The following is a 22,643-nucleotide window of genomic DNA, read 5'->3' on the forward strand; positions in this document are numbered from 1 at the left end:
CCCCACTCCGGTTGGAGTGGGGAAGAAGGTTAGTCTTTGGGTTTAAAGCGCAATAAACGGTTGGCGTTGCTGACCACGGTAATGGATGAGAGCGCCATTGCTGCACCCGCCACTACCGGGTTAAGCAGTGTGCCGGTCAGCGGGTACAAAATCCCTGCAGCAATCGGAATTCCCAACGTATTGTAGATAAACGCCCCGACCAGGTTCTGCTTCATATTGCTCAGCGTCGCTTTAGATATTGCCAGCGCATCAGCCACGCCAACCAGACTGTGGCGCATTAACGTAATTGCTGCGGTTTCGATAGCAACGTCGCTCCCGCCGCCCATCGCAATCCCCACTTCCGCCTGGGCTAATGCTGGCGCATCGTTGATACCATCCCCGACCATCGCCACCTGACGGCCCTGTTTTTGAAGATTTTTAATCGCTTCGGCCTTACCGTCCGGTAGCACGCCAGCAATCACCTCGTCGATACCCGCTTCTTTAGCAATCGCATTAGCGGTAGTTGGGTTATCACCGGTCAGCATCACCAGACGGTAGCCGTTACGGTGCAGGCGTTGCAGGGCGCTCACGCTATCGGCACGCAGTGGGTCACGAATAGCAAACAGGGCGACCAGTTTCCCGTCTACCGCCAGCAGAACTGGCGTTGCTCCCCGGCTGGCCTGCGCTTCAATTTCAGCCGCCATCGGGCCGGTATCCACCTTTTGCTCATCAAGCAGCGCTTTGTTACCGAGCAGCAACTGATGCCCTTCGGCTTCGCCACTCACACCCAGGCCACGTAAGGTGCGGAAGGCGTTAACCTGCGGCAAATCACTGCTTTCAGCTTTATCCAGAATCGCGCGGGCGAGCGGGTGGCTTGAGCCTTGTTCCAGCGCGCCTGCTAACCGTAACGCATCCGTTTCCGAATAATCGTTATAGATGACGACCGCCACAACCTGCGGTTTGCCTTCGGTCAGCGTGCCGGTTTTATCAAACACGATCGTATCGAGCGTGCTGGCGCGTTGCAGGGCGTCGGCATCACGCACTAAAACACCAAACTCGGCGGCACGGCCCACGCCAGAAATAATCGACATCGGCGTTGCCAGGCCCAGAGCACAAGGGCAGGCGATGATCAGCACGGTCGTGGCAATCACCAGCGTATAAACGATTTGCGGCGCAGGGCCGAAGAAATACCAGATGGCGGCACTGAACAGCGCAATCAGCACCACAACCGGCACAAATACCGCCGAGATTTTATCTGCCAGTTGGCCGATTTCAGGCTTGCTGCTTTGCGCCTGGCGCACCATGCGAATAATGCGTGACAGCGTGGTGTGGTTGCCTGTGGCGGTGGCGCGGAATAAGACGCTGCCGTCCTGCACAACAGTCCCCGCATGAATCGGTTCTTCGGTCGATTTTTGCTGCGGTACCGGCTCGCCGGTCAGCATCGCTTCATCAAACCAGGCTTCACCCTGCGTGATTTCGCCGTCGACGGGAACGCGATCCCCGGTCGTTAAACGCAAGATCATTCCGGCGGTAACTTCTGCCAGCGGTAGGGTTTTCTCACCCTCATCGGTGACGACTCGTGCGGTCGGCGGCGTTAAATCCAACAGGCGCTCCAGCGCTTTGGATGAACGCTGGCGTGCACGTTGCTCCAGCATATGCCCGAGATTGATCAGGCCGATAATCATGGCGCTGGCTTCGTAATAGAGATGGCGCGCTTCCATCGGGAAATGCTGGGGCCAAATATTCACGGTGATGGAATAAATCCACGCGGCACCGGTTCCGAGCGCGACCAGCGTATCCATGGTGGCGGTTTTATTGAGCAAGCTGCGCCAGGCGCTGCGATAGAAATGCCCGCCAGCGAACACCATCACGCCTAACGTGACGATCCCGATCGCCAGCCACAAAGAGCGGTTATCTTCGGTGACCATCATATTGTCGCCGAACATTCCCCATACCATCACCGGAATACCAACCGCAAGGGCTAAAATAGCCTGCCAGCGGAAGCGTTTAACGGCGGCGTTGGCGGTTTCTTGCTGACGTTCCCGGCGTTTCGCATCATCTTCGATGGCTTCCGCCCCGTATCCGACGCTTTCAACGGCTTTGACTAAAGATTCGGCGGAGGCAGTGCCCATAATCAGGGCGCTGCGCTCGGCAAGGTTTACCCGTGCCAGGCTGACTCCAGGGACGTTTTGCAACGCACTTTGTACCCGGGTCACACAACTGGCGCAGCTCATGCCGTTGATCAACAACTGTTGGCTATCGTCGTCATCAACGGTGGCTGCCGGAAGCGAAGGGGATGCCGCTGTCAGTGCTTCCGACGGAATTGATGACTCTGCCAGCGGATCAGACTTTGGGAGGCTGGCTGCTGTCGCGTCGTATCCGGCTTGTTTCACGGTGTTGATTAATTCTTCAACGGAAGCGGTGCCGGTTACGCTGGCGTGCGTTTGTGTTACTTCGGCCTGCTCAACGTCAGCGCGTTGCTCCAGGCTTTCTTTTACGCGTTTCACGCAATGGCCGCAGGTCAGGCCATCAAGATTTAGATCAATAATATGAGACATCATTAGACTCCTGTATGATCGTGAGGTTAAATATTGACCATCGATATTATTCCGATGGCTTGATATGAAGGTTAAACCTTCCATCAAGGGGAAGGTCAAGGAGGAAATGTGAATATTAGTGACGTAGCGAAAAAGACCGGTTTAACCAGCAAAGCGATTCGTTTTTATGAAGAAAAAGGGCTGGTGACGCCACCGTTTCGCAGTGATAACGGCTACCGGACGTACACGCAAAAACACCTCGATGAACTCACGCTGCTGCGCCAGGCACGCCAGGTAGGGTTTAATCTTGAAGAGTGCCGTGAACTGGTGAATTTGTTTAACGATCCGGCGCGTCATAGCGCGGATGTCAAAACCCGAACGCTGCAAAAAGTGGCGGATATTGAAAAACACATCAGCGAGCTACAGGCGATGCGCAAGCAATTGCTCGCGCTGGCGGAATCCTGCCCTGGTGATGACAGCGCGGATTGCCCGATTATCGATAATCTCTCGGGCTGCTGCCACCGCCAGTAATGCTCATGATTTTGTCGGTCGGATTAGCGCCGCGGCATCCGACGAAATCGCCTTAAAGTGCTTTGATTTTCAGCGTGATACCTTCAACAGCCAGAACCACTACTTCGGTACCCGCCGCTAAATCGCTATCGGCCATTACCGGCCATGAACTGTCGGCAACCCGAATGTGACCGCGCCCGTTGACCAGCGCCGTTTCCAGACGCAAGCGCCGCCCGATAAGCTGGTGGCCGCGTTGGTTGAGCACTTCGCCGGGCTCCTGCTGTTTGCGTGTTGACAGCCAACGCCACCATAAAAAAGCAGCAACCAACGTGAGCGCAGCAAAGCATACGCCTTGCCACTCCCAATCCAACGGCAGAACCCAGACCAATAAACCGGTGAGTACCGCCGCCACACCGCTCCACAGCAGATAACCGCTGGCACCGAGCATTTCAGCCGCCAGCAGCAATCCGCCAAGCGTCAGCCAGAAGATATGCGCGTGGGTAAATAGCAGGGCTATCATTTTTTACGCTCGGTACCGCTTTGCGCGATAAGTTCGCTGATACCGGCAATCGACCCCATCAGACTTGTAGCGTCGAGCGGCATCAGCACCACTTTGCTGTTATTGGCCGAACCAATCTGTTGCAGCGCGTCGGTGTATTTCTGGGCAACAAAGTAATTAATCGCCTGAATGTCACCTTTGGCGATAGCATCGGACACCATTTGCGTGGCGCGAGCTTCTGCCTCGGCGCTACGTTCACGCGCTTCCGCTTGCAGGAACGCAGACTGACGTTCGCCCTCTGCTTTCAGGATTTTCGACTGTTTGTCCCCTTCAGCCTTAACGATTTCCGCCTGACGGATCCCTTCGGCTTCCAGAATATAGGCGCGTTTGGTTCGCTCAGCTTTCATCTGCGCATTCATCGCATCAATCAGTTCAGCCGGTGGGCGCACATCGCGAATCTCGATACGCGTGATTTTGATCCCCCACGGATTGGTGGCTTCATCGACGATATGCAGCAGGCGGGTGTTGATGTTGTCGCGCTGAGAAAGCATTTCGTCCAGCTCCATCGATCCGAGCACGGTACGAATGTTTGTCATGGTGAGGTTAATGATCGCCAGCTCAAGATTGCTGACTTCATATGCCGCGCGCGGGGCGTCGACAACCTGAATAAAGCACACCGCGTCGATGGCGACGTTGGCGTTGTCTTTGGAAATAACTTCTTGGGAAGGGATGTCGAGGACTTGCTCCATCATATTGATTTTGTGGCCAATGCGGTCCATAAATGGCACCACAAGGCTCAGTCCTGGCATCAAGGTTTTGGTATAACGGCCAAAGCGCTCCACGGTCCATTGGTAGCCCTGCGGCACGATTTTTACCCCGGCACCGACGATAATTAGCGCAACGAGGATCAGTACGGGAATGACGATTAACATTAAAAAAACCTCCTGGTTGTTTTAATGTAAGTCTAACCTTTAACGCAGAAACATTCAGTGACTTCCCGGTCCTGAATCGTTCATTTATTCACTTCAAACCCGGTGGATGGCGCTATCGCTTATCCACCCTACAAGAACCGGCGTGTGGGGAGGTGTTAAAGCTCCCTCCCCTGGAAAGGGGAGGGTTGGGGTGGGGTCAACAGCGCGTAGGTCGGGTAAGCCGTAAGCCGCCACCCGACGCTCTCCAAACAACGGATCAATACAGTAGCGAATACATCTGGCGACGGTATTTTGAAGCTAACGCATCACCGGTACCTAAAGCCGCGAGGATCTCCATCAGCATCTTGCGCACCTGCCCATCGGCCGCGCCCAGGTCTTTTTTCAGATGGGTAAACAGCAGTTCCAGCGCTTCTTCGTTACGCCCAACCTGATGCAGTTGCAACGCAAGCTGGCAGGCGAGCTGTGCGTTTTGAGGATCCAGTTCAACCTGCTGTTGCAGCAGTTGAATTTCTGGCGTGTCGGCGGCTTGTTTAAGCAGATCGATTTTCGCCACCAGCCCCTGATAACGGGTGTCTTGATCCTGCAACGGAATGGTTTTCAGCACCGCTTCGGCATCTTCGCTCCGATTCAGCGCAATTTGCACTTCCGCCAGCAGCAGGCCGATTTCGCTGTTCTGATTTGAGAGCTGCCACGCATCTTTCAGCAGCGGCAGGGCTTCCGCATGTTTGCCTTCCTGCATCAGCATCATGGCTTCTTGCGCTTTCAACTCTTCTTCACGCGGCAGCACTTTTTCCAGCAACGCGCGAATCGCTTCTTCCGGCTGCGGGCCCTGGAAGCCGTCAACCGGCTGGCCATTCTGGAACAGGTAAACCGTAGGAATGCTACGCAAACCAAACTGCGAGGCGACCATTTGTTCGGCATCGCAATCCACTTTGGCAAGAATAAACTGGCCCTGATACTGCGCGGCAAGTTTATCCAGAACTGGCGTTAACTGTTCGCAGTGTTGGCTGCGTGCCGACCAGAAGTAAAACAGAATCGGGGTGGTAACGGACTGTTCCAGCGTCTGGTGCAGGTTCGCTTCGGTAATGTCGATATTATAGTGAGCAGACATAAATCAATTCCTTATAACGATTTGCTTTTACATGGGGGCAAGCAGAGGCGCTTCAACTAACCACGTAAAATTTTATCCAGCATGCGGCCCGGTAACAGGCGGCGCAACCAGCTTAACGCGTGGGCGACCAGCGTCACCGGATAGCGTAATTTTGGCTTTGGGCTCTCAAAAGCATGGCGCACTTTTTCCACTACCGCTTCCGGGCCGAGCGTAAAGCGTGCGGCAATCCCAGGATTTTCTACCGGATGGTCCGCTTGCGTCTGATTCACGTTTTGCGTGAACTGGGTACGAATTGGGCCTGGTTCAATTAAACTCACTTTAATGCCGCTGTGGTGCAGCTCCATGCGCAGCGCATCGGACCAGGCTTCCAGCGCGTATTTGCTGGCGGCGTAAGCCCCGCGCCCCGGCGTTGCCACCAGCCCCATGACAGAACTGGTCATCACAATGCGCCCTTCACGATGCGGCAGCATGGCGGGGAGCAGCAGCATAGTGAGCTGATGTGCGCCGAATAGGTTAGTGGAAAATTGTTGTTCCAACTGTGTGCGGGAAAGCGTCTGGAGTGGGCCATAAACGCCAAATCCGCCATTATTAAACAGGCCATACAGGCGGTTTCCGGTCAGGTGTATGACCTGTTCCGCCGCCGCTTGCACGCTTTCCGGGGAGTCGAGATCGAGCAACACGCCGGTAAATCCGCTTTGATTCATTCGTTCGACATCTTCAGGCTTGCGACACGCGGCCAGCACGCGATAACCCTGTTGTTTTAAATCTTGTGCGCAGGCAAGACCTATTCCGCTGGAACAACCTGTAATTAAGACGGATTTTTGCATAACTTTACCCGAGAGGTACCCCGATTGTTCATGAGTCATGTTTTACTAAAGGTGCCAGACGGGAAGACATCCAGTCGGCGATAAACGGTTGAGCATCGCTGTTCGGATGGATACCGTCATCCTGCATCCATTGCGGTTTCAAATAGACCTCCTCCATAAAAAAGGGCAGCAGAGGAATAGAAAACTCTTTGGCAAGTTGCGGATAAATAGCGCTAAACGACTCATTATAACGACGCCCGTAGTTTGCAGGCAGACGTATTTGCATAAGTAATGGTTGCGCGTTTGCCGCTTTCACGTCGTTGATTATCTGGCGCAAACTTTTTTCGATGGCCTGCGGCTGGAAACCGCGCAGACCATCGTTACCGCCAAGTTCAATTAATACCCAGCGAGGCTGATGCTGTTTCAGCAGCCCCGGTAAACGTGCCAGCCCTTGCGGCGCGGTGTCGCCACTGATACTGGCGTTCACGACTTTCGTTTTTTGTTGGTGCCATTTCGCATCCAGCAAGGCAGGCCAGGCCACTGTTGCCGACATCCGGTAACCGGCGCTCAGGCTATCGCCCAAAATCAACAACGTGTCCGCCCAGGCGGCGCGACAGGTCAATAAAGCCAGAAACAGGAAGGGCAAATGCCAGCGGAAAACATTGTTGAAGTTCATCATCTTAGTAAGTCCGTAGGAACTGGGGAGCATCAGCTCTCCATCCTTACCGGAGTTGAGCTGGTTGTCAAACCGGCGCAGACCATTGCGTTAATCGGTGAGTCAGGTTCCGGAAAGTCTACACTACTGGCGATTCTGGCAGGGCTTGATGATGGCAGCGACGGGGAAGTTCACCTCTGCGGCCAGCCGTTACACAGCATGGATGAAGAAGCGCGGGCGGCGCTGCGGGCGAAAAATGTCGGCTTTGTATTCCAGTCGTTTATGTTAGTCCCCACGCTCAACGCGCTGGAAAACGTTGAACTTCCGGCGCTGCTGCGCGGTGAAAACGATTCATCCAGCCGTGCGCAGGCCAAAGCATTGCTTGAGCAGCTTGGTTTAGGTCAACGCCTCGATCACCTTCCGGCGCAGCTTTCGGGTGGCGAACAGCAGCGTGTGGCTTTGGCTCGCGCCTTTAATGGCCGCCCTGGCGTTTTATTTGCCGATGAACCTACCGGCAACCTCGACCGCCAGACCGGCGATCGCATCGCGGATCTCCTCTTCTCCTTGAATCGTGATTTTGCCACTACGCTCATCCTCGTCACGCACGATGAACAACTCGCCGCCCGCTGCGACCGTCGCCTGCGCCTGCGTGAAGGTAAATTGTGGGAGGAAGCATGATTGCCCGCTGGTTCTGGCGTGAATGGCGCTCGCCATCGTTATTGATTGTCTGGCTGGCGTTGAGCCTGGCGGTGGCGTGCGTGCTGGCGCTGGGAAATATCAGCGACCGCATGGAACAAGGGCTCAACCAGCAAAGCCGCGACTTTATGGCGGGCGACCGCGCGTTGCGCAGCGCGCGCGAAGTGCCGCAAGAGTGGCTGGATCAGGCGAAAAAAGAGGGCCTGAAAGTCGGTAAACAACTGACCTTCGCCACCATGACGTTTGCCGGAGATACGCCGCAACTGGCATCGGTAAAAGCGGTCGATGGCGTTTACCCGATGTACGGCGAGCTGGAAACGAGTCCACCGGGGCTAAAGCCTGAGCCGGGAAGCGTTCTGCTCGCCCCGCGTTTAATGGCGCTGCTCAATCTTAACGTCGGCGACACGCTTGATGTGGGCGACACCACATTACGCATTGCGGGCGAAGTGATTCAGGAACCGGACTCAGGGTTTAACCCGTTCCAGATGGCCCCGCGTTTAATGATGAACCTGGCGGATGTGGAAAAAACCGGTGCAGTCCAGCCGGGGAGTCGCATCACCTGGCGCTATAAATTTGGCGGCACGCCGCAGCAGCTTGATAAGTATGAAAACTATCTTCTGCCTAAGCTAAAACCTGAACAGCGCTGGTACGGAATGGAGCAAGATGACGGCGCGCTGGGGAAATCTCTCGAACGCTCGCAACAATTCCTTCTGCTTTCCGCACTGCTGACGCTGCTCCTGGCCGTTGCGGCGGTCGCGGTGGCGATGAACCACTACTGCCGCAGCCGCTACGATCTCGTCGCTATCCTGAAAACGCTGGGGGCAGGGCGAGCCGCGCTGCGCAAGCTGATTATCGGCCAGTGGCTGATGGTCCTGGCCCTTGCGGCAATTACAGGTGGAGCCGCCGGGCTGGTGTTTGAAGCGGTGCTGATGCGCCTGCTAAAACCGGTTCTGCCCGCGGCACTTCCACCCGCAAGCCTGTGGCCGTGGGTGTGGGCTGTCGGTTCGATGGTGGTGATTTCCCTGCTGGTGGGTTTACGCCCTTATCGTTTATTACTGGCAACGCAGCCGCTGCGCGTGTTGCGCCGGGATGCGGTGGCAAACGTCTGGCCGCTGAAAATCTACCTGCCGATTATCGCGATAGTGGTGGTGGCGCTGTTAGCCCTGCTAATGGGCGGAAGCACGCTCTTGTGGGCTGTGCTGGCTGGCACGGTGGTGCTGGCTGCGCTGTGTGGCGTTGTCGGTTGGGGCGTGCTGAAGCTGCTGAAAAAGTTGACGCTAAAAAACCTCGCGCTGCGCCTGGCGGTAAACCGACTGCTGCGCCAGCCCTGGTCAACGTTAAGCCAGCTTGCGGCGTTCTCGCTTTCCTTTATGTTGCTGGCGTTATTGCTGGTGCTGCGCGGCGATTTACTTGACCGCTGGCAGCAGCAACTTCCGCCGGAAAGCCCGAACTATTTCCTGCTGAACATCGCTACTGAACAAGTTCAGCCTGTGAAAGAGTTTTTGGCGGAACACCAGATTATCCCGGAATCCTTCTACCCGATTGTGCGCGTGCGCATGACGGCGATAAACGGTAAATCTACCGAAGGGAATCCAGACGAAGCGCTCAACCGCGAACTGAACCTGACATGGCAAAGCCAGAAGCCAACGCATAACCCAATCCTTGCAGGCACCTGGCCGCCAAAAGCGGGCGAAGTGTCGATGGATGAAGGCGTGGCGAAACGCCTGAAGATTAAACTGGGCGATACCGTCACGTTTATGGGCGATACCCAGGATTTCTCGGCGAAAGTATCCAGCCTGCGCAAAGTCGACTGGGAAAGCCTGCGCCCGAACTTCTATTTCATCTTCCCGCCGGGCGCGCTGGATAATCAGCCGCAAAGCTGGCTGACCAGTTTCCATCTTGATGGAAAGAATGGCGTACTCACCCAGCTTAACCGCGAATTTCCAACTGTGAGTTTGCTGGATATTGGCGCGATTCTGCGGCAGGTCGGGCAGGTGCTGGAGCAGGTGAGCCGGGCGCTGGAAGTGATGGTCGTGTTGGTTACCGCTTGCGGAGTTTTGTTGCTGCTGGCGCAGGTTCAGGTCGGTATGCGGCAACGGCATCAAGAACTGGTGGTCTACCGCACGCTGGGCGCAGGGAAACGCCTGCTGCGCACCACGCTATGGTGTGAGTTTGCGGTACTGGGGTTTGTATCCGGCCTGGTGGCGGCGATTGGCGCTGAAACGGCGCTTGGCCTGCTGCAAACCCGCGTGTTTGATTTCCCGTGGGAACCTGACTGGCGCTTATGGGTGATTCTGCCGCTCACGGGCGCGGTGCTGCTTTCGGTGTGCGGCGGGTGGCTGGGCGTACGCTTGCTAAAAGGTAAGGCGCTGTTCCGCCAGTTTGTGGCCTGATTGAATTAAAATTTCTCATCGTGTGATGGCGGGTGGCGCAAGCTTACCCGCCCTACGAACTGCAACTTCGCAAAGTTTTTCATCACTCCTGCGAGCCGCCTCGAAGTCTGTAATCCTGCCTGGAATTGCACCGATTTTACTGTTGACTTATCCAGTGCCAATAGCGTAATTAGTAGGCATTCAGTTCAGTATATACCCTAAATAATTCGAGTTGTGGGTAGGCGGCATGGGAGCTTACTCCAGTAAGTGACTGGGGTAAGTGAGTGCAGCCAACACCCCCACAGCTTGAAGTATGATGGGTATAAGGCTTGAAAAAGAAACGCCCCCGAAAGGTGCGCTAACACCTTACGAGGGCTAACCACAAACGTTATCTGTCTAGGAGTAACGCTATGGCTAACGCCGATAGTAACACACACGCTCGCCCTGAAATCACCCCTCAACAGCCCGCATTTGCGGACAGCCTCGCAACCCTGCTAAAAAAACCACAGGGTGCAGCCCTGGATCTGTTCCAGACCCTCGATATTTGCCAGCAGTACGCAGATGGTTTGATCGGCAACGATAACCACATTGAATGTATGGCTCTATGCGGCCGCCTGCTTGCCGGGCTGGAAATATTGAAAAGCGTGCTGAAAGCGCCACTGCCAGATCACTTGATCGAGCAGCTAACGCTGAACGATCCCGCCGTTGATGAATACCGCAGCCCGCTTTCAATCGAATCCGAAACCCTGCGCGAATATTGCGTGGCATTAACCATTACGCTGCTAAACCACCAGGATCAGCCGGAGCAAAGAGAGCATATGATCGGGATTCTGTATGAGATGATTTTTGTGCTGTCCGAAGATTTAAAAGCACCGAGATTTGTCCGAGGTTCGGGTGGGTTGAAGATGATCGGCGGCGAGGCTTTGCCAGGGATTCATTGAGTTAGAGCATAGTTTGAAAGCCCCTTTTCCTGGGTATGGGGAGGGGGCTGGGATTTGGTTTGGCTGGGGAAAGGTAGGGCAATTGTGGGCTGTTTTGAGGGAGGAGCGGACATGGTATTCATAGTAGTATCCGCATCGGTCATAGCTCAATGGTTTTGAAAACATCAAAACATTCTTACAGTGCTATCTAGCCACGCAGGATGATTATCTCTGTACCAGTTGAGATAGAATTGAAAATCACTTTTCGGCGGATGTGCGTGACATACCGGTTCATCCTGGTTTAGTAGCCCACCGTGGTCACATGTAGGGGGACTTCTTTGAAATCCAGCACCGGAATATACCCGTTCCTGTCCATTTCACCTGATACCGGCTTGGGTAACGCCGTTCGGTTGGTGGCGTCCTTAAGAGCCTGGCAATAAGCAGGATCACCTCCTGCAGAAATATTGAGAAGAGTGCCATCTGGTTTAAAGCGCAGACGCATGCTGCATACCTTCCCCTGATACTGTTCCGCTTCTGGCAATTCCGCCCGGATGGCTTTTCCCACGGAAACTCCAAATAAATAGGCTGGAACAGAAGGCGCGGGTTTTAAGGGAATGTGTCCAACCTCGCCATTTGATTTAGGGGGTTTCGTAAAATCCATGGGATCAGCTTTATACGGGGGGTACGAGCGTGAATGTGATCTATGACATCCTGATAATATGAACACAGATAATAAGGATACGGAAAGGAGTATAACTTTGTGATTTTTCACCGCTGACTGACCTTTTGTGATTTCGGACGGTTCAGCATCTGCCAGAACTTATGGAACTGCATTGACAGCGATCATGACAATCACGGCATTCAGGTCATCCGGCTGCGAAAGAAACTCAACAAAGAACCATGCCAGCCGGAAGGGAAATGACGCGCCATCCTTCGTGTTGATTGTGTATTTGCATTCACTTGACTACCTGTTTGCAAATTACTTGATCATTACCAACTAAACCCAAGCCCTTCCAAACCACTATGACAGGCAGTTATGAGCGATCTGCGGACATTGCTAACAGCCTTCTGAGTGAATCAACGGGGAGCTGGTCACTGCCGCGATGAAGGCTGCTCAAGCAACCTTAGCTTTTCTAGGAGCACTCTGCTTATCCTCAAGTGAGCCTTCCGGACAAGATCTATGAACATGACATCCCGCCGGCGACCTTTAGCCAAGCGGGAATCTTATAGTAGGTTTAGCTAAGCATTCTCTGTTTCTAAAATTCCGCCAAACATGCGCATATTGTTAAGTTTCTCGATGCTATAAGCCTTAGAAACCCATTGTTTATCGAACTCCTCTACACCAAACCTTTCGTGGTTTATCCCGTTAATTGCTATGACACAACCATTTGGGAGTTCAACCTGATAGTTAGGCCTAACACCAGTGCCTGACATCCCGATACGGATGAAAATATTTTTATCATTCGCTTTTACATCAGAAGGGCTTATTTTCACCTCAGCTAGCGTCCGGGCTTTTGACTTCATTTTTTCGAAGTGCTCCAACGGGATATCTCGGAAATTACCGTCCCATGACTTATCCATATAGCCTCCAATCAATTTAAAAGATGTTCCCAAGCCAAAAGGAAAGTTGTGATTACGCCCGAATAATTATCTCTATACTTTCTTCAGAAACCTCATACTTTTTAGATAAAAGTATCTTAGCTTGCTGAATGGAGATTCCATCTGGATAAGATTCTTCTTTCTGTTCTATTTTTGGACTCTTGACATCAACATCAGGCATTTCATTGAAATTTAAATCATTTTCATCAATACCTAAATCAGTTAATGATGAATAAGCAACAGGGTTTCTTGCTCCATCCCACATGTTTGGGTATGCAACCTTTGCATACTCACTAACTTTAATCAGCCACCTGGTAGGACGCGAACCATCCCATTCGGGGGAAACGACCACATCGGAGATTTTGCCGATAAAAAATGCGTTTTTATGAGAGGCAGAAACACTTCCCCAGTCATCATTATGATTATCTGCAGGATCTCTGTTCTGTACACAGACTACATACTTGCAGCGAGAGGCGCGCTTCTCGCTTAGAACCCATGAGCCAGAACCTCCATCACTTAACAAACGGTCAAAACCACGTGCGGTAAAAACCACTACAGCCGAATCGTTCATGTGCATCTCCTTTGAAAGTATGAAGCACACTATATAGACATAAAATACAAAGTCAATATAAGTATTAAAAAGTATGTGAAAGTATTTTAAAGAGTGGAACTGCAACTCTCTTAGCGAAATTGAATACTGTTATCATTTAACATAAGGGTTCTTGCCCGCCCCTCCCCTGAGATCCCCTCAGCACGATTTTAAGGTGGGCGGGCTCATGCTCTGGCAAGAATCCCAAAAACGTCCTTTATATTTCCGATGCGTCTGCATGGCTATGCAGTGAGATTTGTTCTCAAAGAAGCAGACCATGCAGATGTTGGATACGTCCGCTTCTGGCACAAAGCAGCCTGTATTAATGCGCTATAGCAATTCAATAAACGCGCAGGAAGCAAAGATTAAAGAAGCACTTATCCCATCCCATCTCTCTATTTTAAGCAAGGTCGCCTTTTTGATAGGGCACACCGTACTCCCAGCGGGTTTCGAAGTGTTCCTGATAAAGTTTGATTACGCGCGGTACATGCCTGAGAACCAGAATATTTTCGCTATTGGCTCTCTCTGCGGTTGGGGTGTAGTTGAATGAACCTGTTTCGAGGATGCGGCCATCAACAATCATCACCTTGTCATGCTGAATGTGGTAATGGCTATCCACACGAATGGCTACGCCGTGGCTTGTTGCATCCGTGACAGCGGCAAGTGAAAGTTTGTTGGCCTTGTTTGCCCGATGATCGATAACGACCGAAACTTTCACGCCACGCTCAGCCGCTTTATCAAGCGCTGCGGCAATGTCCGGGGCTTTAAACTCATAGGCCATCATTTCAATTGATTTATGAGCGCCATTAATCAGGTGTAACACCATGGTTTGGGCTGAATGACCGTCTTTGCCGGATGAGAATCCAACTTCTACAGAAGGGGCGGCAGAAGCCGCGCCAGACAGGCAAATCAGCAACCCACATAACAATTTACGCATGAGAAAATCTCTGGGAAAGCCACATGAAGAGAAAAATGACAGCCAGGATACTCTCGCGCAGAAGCGTTAATATTGTCTGAAATCAAGCAGGCTATTTTGCCTGGTTAAATTTGGTATTGCTTCGCAGCCAAGCTTCCACCTGCTGGTAATCGCCGCGAAACACAATGTTGTCTGCTTTTTTGCTTAACTGATAGCGGTACATCGGGTCGTAATACTCTTCGAGCAGCGGCGCGAGCCAGGCGAGGTGCCCGTCAACGGAACCGGTTTTACGCTGCAATGCCAGCGCTTCATCCAGACGCGCGGTGAACTGCGCAAAACGTTCCATTCCCAGACGGCGGCGAATGGCGAACAGGCCGTGATGGAGATATTCACCGTAGTTTTGCCACGCCGTTTCTTCATCGTGCACCGATAAAAATGCGGCGCTCATCTGCTCAAAATATTCAGTTTTAAGGCGCTCTAAACGCTGGTCGAACGGATCGTCAATTACCACAATCGGTGAGCGTAACATCTGTTCCCGGAAGCATTCCGGAATATGGCGCGAGCCAATCATCCTGCCTTCATCTTCAATAACCCAGGTCACTTCTTCGCCTTCACTTTTCTTTAAAAGCGTTACGGCCAGGTTATTTTCAAAGTTAGTTTGCGAGGGCTGTTCCACAATGGTGCGGCCAAATGATGAACCGCGATGGTGCGCCAGCCCTTCAAGGTCAACACCGGTTGGCAGCGAGCGAATCAAAATGGTTTTGCCCCCGCCGGTGTTGCCGCTGACGAGGATCATCGGCCAGCGCGAGCGGGATTCAATCACGTCCATCGCGTAGTGGCGCAGCGCTTTATAGCCGCCTTCGACCAGCGGGTAGTCAACGCCTGCTTCGCGCAGCCATTCCTGAACGAGGTGCGAACGCATGCCGCCCCGAGCACAACAAAGGTATCCGTGAGGATTCTGGCGACATTGTTCAAGCCACTTCTGCAAACGGGCTTCGCGGATTTCGCCATTGACCAGGCTATGGCCCAATGCCACCGCCGCCTGTTGCCCACGCTGTTTGTAGCAAGTCCCCACGGCGGCACGCTCGTCATCAGACATCAGCGGTAAATTCAGCGCGGCAGGCATCGCCCCCTGGCTAAATTCAACCGGAGCACGCACGTCGATAAGCGGGATATCGGCGCGCAGCAGATGTTCATAATTTTGAGTATCAGGGCGAGCGTTTTGCATAGATAAACCTTAGAGCGAGTGAGGCCGAAACGCTGTGGATTGTGCGCCTTGCAACGAAGAAAAGAAAGTTATGCGGGGAATGAGTTGTCGGGCGGGCCTGCGTAAACGCCCGTTCGTAGGGCGGGTAAGCGTCGCGCCACCCGCCGCAAACGGGCTACTTCTGAAGTTTACTCTGTGCCCAGGCGATGCCGCTGGCGTAATCCGCTGGCAACAACGGCACGATGGCCTCAAGCGTGGCGCACAGTCTGCCAGTATCGCTGTCGTTCAGGTTGAGATGGCCCACTTTACGCCCGGCACGTACTTCTTTGTCGTACCAGTGTAAATGCACTAACGGCAGTTTGAGCCAGTCGTAATTCAGATCGGTACCGATCAGGTTGATCATCACCGAAGCGGAATTAACCACAGGCTGCGGCAACGGCAGATCGACAATCGCCCGCAGATGCAATTCAAATTGGCTGATGGATGCCCCGTTTTGCGTCCAGTGCCCGCTGTTGTGCACGCGTGGCGCGAGTTCGTTAATCAGCAAACCGTCTGGTGTGATAAAGCACTCCATCGCCATCACACCGACATAATTTAACTCATGCATGATGGCTGAAAGCATCGCTTCAGCTTGCTGCTGTTGCTCAATGTCTGCGTGGGGGAAAACCACGCTGGTGCGTAGAATGCCGTCCTGATGCAGGTTATGCGTGAGCGGGTAAAACACCGTTGTGCCGTCGTGAGCGCGGGCGCCGACAAGAGAAACTTCCCCAGAGAAATTAATGCCTTGCTCAACGATACATTCGCCGTAGCACTCATCTGGCAACTGGTGGGTATCTGCGCTGCGTAAACGCCACTGCCCGCGGCCGTCATAGCCGCCGACGCGGCGTTTAACAATCGCCAGTTCGCCCAGATTCTGGAACACATCAGCCCATTCGTCGCGGCTTGAAAGCAACTGCCACGGCGCGGTCGCCAGGTCGAGTTTATCGAACAGTTGTTTTTGCGTCAGACGGTCAGCGATGATCGGGAATACATCACGGTTTACAAAGGCATTATGACGAGCCAGTTCGCGGGTGAGGGCGGTTTCAGGCCAGCGCTCAATTTCAGCGGTGATAACGCTTTGTGCGAAGGGGACCGCTTCGGGCTCGGCATCAAGGCCAACCGGATAAACGGCGATGCCCAGCGGTTCACCTGCCTGGCGCAGCATTCTGCCTAGCTGGCCATTACCCAGCACGCAAACACGTTTCATGCGTCACCCCGTGGGTCCGGGTTGTCCAGCACTTCATCAGTCTGGCTTTGACGCCAGTTTTCCAGGCGGTGGTTGAGTTCTTTATCATGCAACGCCAGAATTTGTGCGGCGAGCAAAGCGGCATTCGCCGCGCCCGCTTTGCCGATGGCGAGCGTGCCGACCGGAATACCACGCGGCATTTGAACGATAGAGTAGAGACTGTCCACACCGCTTAATGCGGCGCTCTGAACGGGCACGCCCAAAACGGGAACCAGTGTTTTCGCCGCGATCATACCCGGTAAATGTGCCGCGCCGCCTGCGCCCGCAATAATCACCTGATAACCGTTGTCCGCCGCCTGCTCGGCAAAGCTGAAAAGTTTATCGGGAGTGCGGTGTGCGGAAACCACTTCAACGTGGTGAGGAACATCAAGGGTGGTGAGGATTTCTGCGGCAAACTGCATGGTAGCCCAGTCACTTTTGGAACCCATGACAATGGCGATACGCGCTGGGGTTTGGTTGGAGGACATGCGTCTCAAAACTCCTGTGGGTATGCAAACATCACCGAACGTCGCTCGGTCGGTCAGAAGGGCTCAGAGAATAGCATGAACATAGAGCAAGGAAAACGGTTGCGTGGTTAATCTGGTAGCGAAAACAGCCATTTTTATACGCTATTAACTCTAAATAATTTGAGTTGCAGGTAGGCGGCAAGGGAGCAAATTCCCAGGAGCTTACTTGAGTAAGTGACTGGGGTTTGTGAGTGCAGCCAACACCCCTGCGGCTCGAAGTATGACGAGTTAAAACTCAAAAGGAATAAGTTCGACGTCTTCGGCGGTCACTTTAATCATCGACCCCTGCGTATGCCATGCGCCAAGCACGCAGCGAAACGCGGGTTTGCCGTTAGCGGAAAGGGAGTGAATTTCTGGGCGATGGGTATGACCGTGGATCATCCACTGCACCTGGTGGCGTTCCAGCGCGTCAACAACGGCGTGGGAGTTCACATCCATAATCGCCATCGATTTACTGCTGTTTGAGGCTTTGCTATTGGCGCGCATTTTGGCGGCCACGCGTTTGCGGATAAACAGCGGCAGGGCGAGGAATAAACATTGCAGCCAGGGCTGGTGGACTTTCTGGCGGAAGGCCTGATACCCGTGGTCATCGGTACAAAGCGTGTCGCCATGCAGTGCCAGGATTTTGCGCCCGTAAAGATCGAGTACGTGTTCTTCCGGCAGTAACGTCATCCCGCTTAAACGCGCAAAACGTTTTCCGAGCAGGAAATCGCGGTTGCCGTGAATAAAGAAGCAGGGCACATCGGAATCCACCAGGTCTTTGATAGCTAAAGCGATTTGTCGGTGCAGCGGCTCGGGGTCGTCGTCACCAATCCAGGCTTCAAACAGATCGCCAAGAATATAGAGTGCATCGGCCTCGCGCGCGGTGCCCGCCAGAAAACGCAGAAAACCGGCGGTAATCGCCGGTTCTTCTGAACACAGATGCAAATCTGCGATAAAAAGCGTCGCCATGGGGGCGAATTATTCGCTTACGGTTACGCTTGTGATAACCACGTCTTCTTTAGGAACGTCCTGGTGCATACCGCTGCGGCCAGTAGACACGCCTTTGATTTTCTCAACGACGTCCATGCCTTCTACCACTTCTGCAAATACGCAGTAACCCCAACCTTGCATGCTTTCGCTGCTGAAGTTCAGGAAATCGTTGTCAGCTACGTTAATGAAGAACTGAGCTGTTGCAGAGTGTGGTGCCTGAGTACGCGCCATTGCCAGCGTACCACGGGTGTTTTTCAGACCGTTGTTCGCTTCGTTTTGAATGGTGTCTTTGGTCTCTTTCTGCTTCATACCCGGTTCAAAACCGCCGCCCTGGATCATAAAGCCGTTGATCACACGGTGGAAAATGGTGTTGTCGTAGAAACCTTCGCGGCAGTAGTCGAGGAAGTTTTTAACAGTTGCCGGCGCTTTATCATCAAAAGTTTTGATTACGATATCGCCGTGATTAGTATGAAAAGTAACCATGCTGTGCATCCTATATTGAGTCAGACAGTGTTCCGGCAGACGGTGCCGCGACACAAGGTGGTTGTTATAGCATAACTGCGTCCGTTACGTCAGTAAGCGATAACCTCGCAAAGCACACTGCCTCTGGGTAAAATTATGGTTTAATATAGCCAATTGCACCGTTTCGACACACTTACATGGAATCCCCTGATGTTAAAAATCTTCAATACAATGAGTCGCCAAAAAGAGGAATTCAAACCTATTCATGCCGGAGAGGTTGGCATGTACGTGTGTGGTATCACCGTTTACGATTTGTGTCATATCGGTCATGGCCGTACTTTTGTCGCCTTCGATGTTGTTGCGCGTTACCTGCGTTATCTCGGTTATAACCTGAAATATGTGCGCAATATTACCGATATCGACGATAAAATTATCAAACGTGCCAATGAAAATGGCGAAGATTTTGTTGCACTCGTTGACCGTATGGTCGCCGAAATGCATAACGATTTTGATGCGCTGAATATTTTACGCCCGGATAACGAACCCCGTGCGACCAAACATATTCCGGACATCATCGAAATTGTTGAACAGCTTATTGCGCGCAACCACGCGTATGTTGCCAGCAATGGTGACGTAATGTTCTCTGTGGAAACCGACGCTGATTACGGCAAACTTTCCCGCCAGGATCTGGAGCAATTGCAAGCCGGTGCGCGTGTAGAAGTGGCGGCTGACGTTAAGCGTAATCCAATGGACTTCGTGCTGTGGAAAATGTCCAAGCCGGGCGAGCCGAGCTGGGCTTCACCGTGGGGCGAAGGCCGTCCAGGCTGGCATATCGAATGTTCTGCCATGAACTGCAAACAACTCGGCAACCATTTTGATATTCACGGCGGCGGTTCAGACTTAATGTTCCCGCACCATGAAAACGAAATTGCGCAGTCTACCTGTGCACACGGCGGGGAGTACGTTAACACCTGGATGCATTCCGGGATGGTGATGGTCGATCGCGAGAAAATGTCCAAATCATTGGGCAACTTTTTCACCGTGCGTGACGTGCTGAAGTATTACGATGCGGAAACCATTCGCTACTTCCTGATGTCCGGTCACTATCGCAGCCAACTGAACTACAGTGAAGAGAACCTGAAACAGGCGCGTACTTCGCTTGAGCGTTTGTACACCGCTCTGCGTGGCACCGATGCAAGCGCTCAGCCAGCAGGTGGCGAAGCCTTTGAAGCGCGTTTCCGCGAAGCAATGGACGACGATTTCAACACGCCGGAAGCCTACTCCGTGCTGTTTGATATGGCGCGTGAAGTTAACCGCCTGAAAACAGAAGATTTAGCGGCAGCAAATGGCCTGGCAGCGGCGTTACGTCAGCTCTCAGCGGTATTGGGCCTGCTGGAGCAAGAGCCAGAAGCGTTCCTACAAAGCAGCGTACAAGCAGATGATGGCGAAGTTGCTGAAATCGAAGCGCTGATCAAACAGCGTAACGATGCCCGTCAGTCAAAAGATTGGGCGCTGGCAGACCAGGCACGCGATCGCCTTAATGAGATGGGGATTGTGCTGGAAGATGGCCCGCAGGGCACAACCTGGCGTAGAAAATAATCTTTATTCAGTCAGTGAGTTAGAAAGCGGCGCAAGCCGCTTTTTTTATCAGCTATTATATTGGTGACAAGAATTAAACAAGGTTAATTCATGGCTACCGTAAATAATGAAAATGCTGATGCTTCGTTTCCCTCCCCGTATCCCCCAAGACCCGCCGCTGAAATAGCGAATTTGCAGCAGGCACTTTCCACGCTTGGTACGGAGCGCTCTTTTCATCCTCAGGATGAAATTTACGCGGTACAAGAAAGCGGCAAATTCATTTACCTGTTCACCGAAGGGCATTTCTCTTTTATTCGTGCCAGCGATGGCTTAGTGCTTTCATCCGTGAGAGGGGCAATAATTTACGGCATCGCAGAGAATCTGCGGCCCAGGGGCGGTTTTTATTTGAAAGCCGAAGAATCCTGTAAAGCGCTGGTCGTTCCGGCAGAAGAGGCCTTTGCACTTTTTACGCGCGAGCATTTATGGGAATCGGTCGCCAGTTTGTTGGCCTGGTTTTTACAGATTTACTCGTTACGAGAAGAGCATCTGGTTGGCGTGACGGCTTACGTGATGATCCGTAATAAATTGATTGAGCTGTACTCTCAACCCGCTGATTTACGCGGCGAGATTAATGTGGCGGATTATATTCAGGAACGCACACAACTGGCGCGCAGCACGATTATGGCGATTCTGGGAGAATTACGGCGCGGAGATTACATCGAGATTAAGCGAGGAAAGTTATTGGATATTAAGCATTTGCCAAAAGATTATTAATAACCGTTCACTTCAAACCGGTGGATGGCGCTCGATTAACTGCAATGTGAAATGGCCCATCAAATATGGGCCATTCTGTATTACGAATTACGAATTACGAATTACGAATTACGAATCAAATAATCAAACGCACTCAATGAGGCTTTGGCACCTTCGCCGGTGGCGATAATAATTTGTTTGTACGGCACGGTGGTGCAATCGCCCGCGGCAAACACGCCTTTCACGGTCGTTTCGCACTTCGCATCAATGATAATTTCCCCCATGCGGTTGCGCTCAACGCTGCCTTCCAGCCAGTTGGTGTTTGGCAGCAGGCCAATCTGGACGAAAATCCCCGCCAGCGCGATGTCATGCACCGCTTCGGTTACGCGGTCTTTATACTGCAAACCGGTCACTTTACTGCCGTCTCCTTTCACTTCCAGCGTTTGCGCATTCAGAATAATGTCGACGTTTTTCAGGCTGCGCAGTTTGTTTTGCAGAACCTGGTCGGCCTTCATCTCTGGAGCGAATTCCAGCAGCGTCACATGCTCAACCAGGCCCGCTAAATCAATAGCCGCTTCCACGCCGGAGTTACCGCCGCCGATCACCGCCACGCGTTTGCCTTTAAACAGCGGGCCGTCGCAGTGTGGGCAGTAGGTCACGCCTTTGGTGCGGTACTGCTCTTCGCCCGGTACGTTCATGTTGCGCCATTTTGCACCGGTGGCAATGATGATGCTCCGTGCGCTCAGCGTTGCCCCTGAAGCCGTTTTAATCTGGTGCAGGCCGCCTTCGGTCTGGGCTGGAATCAATTTTCTGGCGCTTTGGGTATCAATCACATCCACATCGTAATCATCAACGTGGGCTTTCAGCGCACCCGCCAGCTTCTGGCCTTCGGTTTTCGGCACGGAAATGTAGTTTTCGATATCAACGGTATCTAATACCTGGCCGCCAAAACGTTCGCCCATCAGGCCAGTACGGATGCCTTTACGCGCGGAATAAACCGCCGCCGCCGCACCCGCCGGGCCGCTGCCGACGATCAGCACGTCGTAAGCGTCGCGTTTGTTGAGCGCTTGTGCAGCACGTTTTTCTGCGCCGGTATCAATTTTGCCGACGATTTCAGCGAGCGTCATGCGCCCCTGGCCGAACTCTTTGCCGTTCAGGAATACCGCAGGCACGCCCATCACATTGCGTTCCTGAATCTCATTCTGGTAAACGCCGCCGTCGATTGCCGTGTGGCTGATGCGCGGGTTCAACACGCTCATCAGGTTGAGCGCCTGCACCACGTCCGGGCAGTTGTGGCAGGAGAGTGAGTAATAGGTTTCAAAATGGAAATCACCGTCGATTTCACGAATCTGCTCAAGCAGATCCTGGGACTCTTTCGACGGATGTCCTCCGGTTTGCAGCAATGCCAGCACCAGAGAAGTAAATTCGTGACCGAGTGGAGAGCCAGCAAAACGCGGGCCTTTATCGGAACCTGGGTTAGTAATCAGAAACGACGGTTTGCGCACCGGCAAATCGTTATCAATGCTGAAAGAAACTTTGTCAGATAATTCAGCGATTTCTGCCAGCAGTTCCTTAATCTCAGATGACTTTGCGCTGTCATCTAAAGTGGCAATCAACTCAACAGGTTTAGTGAGTCTCTCAAGGTAGGCCTTGAGTTGGGTTTTCATGTTGTTGTCGAGCATTATTATTCTCCCACTTAAAAAACATCATCATGCAAGCTGCCTTCTTTGGGCTGCCTGGATGCAACTTGAATCATGGT

The 22,643-nt window shown here is 52.9% G+C and carries 22 protein-coding genes; 6 read left to right on the forward strand and 16 right to left on the reverse strand.

The annotated features are described in order from the left end of the window. Window positions 1-29: 29 nt before the first annotated feature. A complete protein-coding gene (copA, locus tag AB1E22_RS14515) occupies window positions 30-2,537 on the reverse strand; it encodes a copper-exporting P-type ATPase CopA (protein WP_367595941.1) in 2,508 nt (835 codons plus the stop codon). A gap of 108 nt (window positions 2,538-2,645) precedes the next feature. Between copA and cueR the strand changes: the two genes are divergently transcribed. Continuing rightward, complete coding sequence (gene cueR, locus AB1E22_RS14520) at window positions 2,646-3,047, forward strand: Cu(I)-responsive transcriptional regulator (protein WP_367595942.1); 402 nt, start codon at window positions 2,646-2,648, stop codon at window positions 3,045-3,047. A 52-nt stretch (window positions 3,048-3,099) separates the two neighbouring features. On the opposite strand, the gene AB1E22_RS14525 is transcribed toward cueR, so the two are convergent. From AB1E22_RS14525 to tesA, 5 genes are all read right to left on the reverse strand, one after another. After that, window positions 3,100-3,546: an NfeD family protein gene (locus AB1E22_RS14525; protein ID WP_367595943.1), complete on the reverse strand. Its 447-nt coding sequence runs from the start codon at window positions 3,544-3,546 to the stop codon at window positions 3,100-3,102. Beyond that, window positions 3,543-4,457: an SPFH domain-containing protein gene (locus tag AB1E22_RS14530; protein WP_367595944.1), complete on the reverse strand. Its 915-nt coding sequence runs from the start codon at window positions 4,455-4,457 to the stop codon at window positions 3,543-3,545. Before AB1E22_RS14530 ends, AB1E22_RS14525 begins: the two co-directional genes overlap by 4 nt. 256 nt (window positions 4,458-4,713) lie before the next feature. After that, a complete protein-coding gene (locus AB1E22_RS14535) occupies window positions 4,714-5,568 on the reverse strand; it encodes a co-chaperone YbbN (RefSeq protein WP_367595945.1) in 855 nt (284 codons plus the stop codon). Between the two features lie 56 nt (window positions 5,569-5,624). Further along, complete coding sequence (locus AB1E22_RS14540) at window positions 5,625-6,434, reverse strand: SDR family oxidoreductase (RefSeq protein ID WP_367595946.1); 810 nt, start codon at window positions 6,432-6,434, stop codon at window positions 5,625-5,627. After that, window positions 6,424-7,053, reverse strand: a complete 630-nt coding sequence (gene tesA / locus AB1E22_RS14545; RefSeq protein WP_367595948.1) for a multifunctional acyl-CoA thioesterase I/protease I/lysophospholipase L1 — start codon at window positions 7,051-7,053, stop codon at window positions 6,424-6,426. The genes AB1E22_RS14540 and tesA overlap by 11 nt, the downstream gene beginning before the upstream one ends. Between tesA and ybbA the strand changes: the two genes are divergently transcribed. The 3 genes from ybbA (at window position 7,021) to AB1E22_RS14560 (ending at window position 11,038) form a co-directional block, all read left to right on the forward strand. Further along, window positions 7,021-7,707 (forward strand): putative ABC transporter ATP-binding protein YbbA, encoded by a 687-nt coding sequence (ybbA, locus tag AB1E22_RS14550; RefSeq protein ID WP_367595949.1) that lies wholly within the window; start codon window positions 7,021-7,023, stop codon window positions 7,705-7,707. The genes tesA and ybbA overlap by 33 nt on opposite strands. Further along, complete coding sequence (gene ybbP, locus AB1E22_RS14555) at window positions 7,704-10,118, forward strand: putative ABC transporter permease subunit YbbP (RefSeq protein WP_367595950.1); 2,415 nt, start codon at window positions 7,704-7,706, stop codon at window positions 10,116-10,118. The genes ybbA and ybbP overlap by 4 nt, the downstream gene beginning before the upstream one ends. Before the next feature lie 389 nt (window positions 10,119-10,507). Further along, window positions 10,508-11,038, forward strand: a complete 531-nt coding sequence (locus AB1E22_RS14560; protein ID WP_367595951.1) for a hypothetical protein — start codon at window positions 10,508-10,510, stop codon at window positions 11,036-11,038. Between the two features lie 280 nt (window positions 11,039-11,318). Here the strand turns inward: AB1E22_RS14560 and AB1E22_RS14565 are convergent, their stop codons facing one another. The 9 genes from AB1E22_RS14565 to ppiB all read right to left on the reverse strand — a co-directional run bounded on the left by AB1E22_RS14565 (window position 11,319) and on the right by ppiB (window position 18,574). Beyond that, on the reverse strand, window positions 11,319-11,678 hold the full coding sequence (locus tag AB1E22_RS14565) for a cell envelope integrity TolA C-terminal domain-containing protein (protein WP_367595952.1): 360 nt from the start codon (window positions 11,676-11,678) through the stop codon (window positions 11,319-11,321). Between the two features lie 578 nt (window positions 11,679-12,256). Continuing rightward, window positions 12,257-12,598 (reverse strand): hypothetical protein, encoded by a 342-nt coding sequence (locus AB1E22_RS14570; RefSeq protein ID WP_063929715.1) that lies wholly within the window; start codon window positions 12,596-12,598, stop codon window positions 12,257-12,259. Window positions 12,599-12,650: 52 nt separating this feature from the next. Further along, entirely contained in the window at window positions 12,651-13,187 is a 537-nt protein-coding gene (locus AB1E22_RS14575) for a hypothetical protein (RefSeq protein ID WP_279115741.1), read from the reverse strand. A 418-nt stretch (window positions 13,188-13,605) separates the two neighbouring features. Continuing rightward, the gene (locus AB1E22_RS14580) at window positions 13,606-14,142 is read right to left on the reverse strand and encodes a phospholipase D family protein (protein WP_367595953.1); all 537 of its coding nucleotides are present in this window, start codon (window positions 14,140-14,142) and stop codon (window positions 13,606-13,608) included. A 91-nt stretch (window positions 14,143-14,233) separates the two neighbouring features. After that, the gene (gene mnmH, locus AB1E22_RS14585; protein WP_367595954.1) at window positions 14,234-15,349 is read right to left on the reverse strand and encodes a tRNA 2-selenouridine(34) synthase MnmH; all 1,116 of its coding nucleotides are present in this window, start codon (window positions 15,347-15,349) and stop codon (window positions 14,234-14,236) included. Between the two features lie 154 nt (window positions 15,350-15,503). Next, window positions 15,504-16,574 (reverse strand): 5-(carboxyamino)imidazole ribonucleotide synthase, encoded by a 1,071-nt coding sequence (gene purK, locus AB1E22_RS14590; RefSeq protein ID WP_367595955.1) that lies wholly within the window; start codon window positions 16,572-16,574, stop codon window positions 15,504-15,506. Beyond that, complete coding sequence (purE, locus tag AB1E22_RS14595) at window positions 16,571-17,080, reverse strand: 5-(carboxyamino)imidazole ribonucleotide mutase (RefSeq protein ID WP_367595956.1); 510 nt, start codon at window positions 17,078-17,080, stop codon at window positions 16,571-16,573. Before purE ends, purK begins: the two co-directional genes overlap by 4 nt. A gap of 267 nt (window positions 17,081-17,347) precedes the next feature. Further along, on the reverse strand, window positions 17,348-18,070 hold the full coding sequence (lpxH, locus tag AB1E22_RS14600) for a UDP-2,3-diacylglucosamine diphosphatase (RefSeq protein WP_367595957.1): 723 nt from the start codon (window positions 18,068-18,070) through the stop codon (window positions 17,348-17,350). 9 nt (window positions 18,071-18,079) lie between these two features. Further along, window positions 18,080-18,574: a peptidylprolyl isomerase B gene (gene ppiB, locus AB1E22_RS14605; protein ID WP_367595958.1), complete on the reverse strand. Its 495-nt coding sequence runs from the start codon at window positions 18,572-18,574 to the stop codon at window positions 18,080-18,082. A gap of 189 nt (window positions 18,575-18,763) precedes the next feature. Here ppiB and cysS point away from each other — a divergent pair, with 189 nt between their 5' ends. Together cysS and AB1E22_RS14615 are read left to right on the forward strand one after the other, a co-directional pair. Continuing rightward, window positions 18,764-20,152: a cysteine--tRNA ligase gene (gene cysS, locus AB1E22_RS14610; RefSeq protein WP_367595959.1), complete on the forward strand. Its 1,389-nt coding sequence runs from the start codon at window positions 18,764-18,766 to the stop codon at window positions 20,150-20,152. Window positions 20,153-20,242: 90 nt separating this feature from the next. Beyond that, a complete protein-coding gene (locus tag AB1E22_RS14615) occupies window positions 20,243-20,905 on the forward strand; it encodes a helix-turn-helix domain-containing protein (RefSeq protein ID WP_367595960.1) in 663 nt (220 codons plus the stop codon). Window positions 20,906-21,006: 101 nt separating this feature from the next. Here AB1E22_RS14615 and ahpF read toward each other — a convergent pair whose 3' ends face one another. Beyond that, window positions 21,007-22,566 (reverse strand): alkyl hydroperoxide reductase subunit F, encoded by a 1,560-nt coding sequence (gene ahpF, locus AB1E22_RS14620; RefSeq protein ID WP_367595961.1) that lies wholly within the window; start codon window positions 22,564-22,566, stop codon window positions 21,007-21,009. Window positions 22,567-22,643: the final 77 nt, after the last annotated feature.

The organism is Buttiauxella gaviniae (assembly GCF_040786275.1).
Lineage (GTDB): Bacteria > Pseudomonadota > Gammaproteobacteria > Enterobacterales > Enterobacteriaceae > Buttiauxella > Buttiauxella gaviniae_A.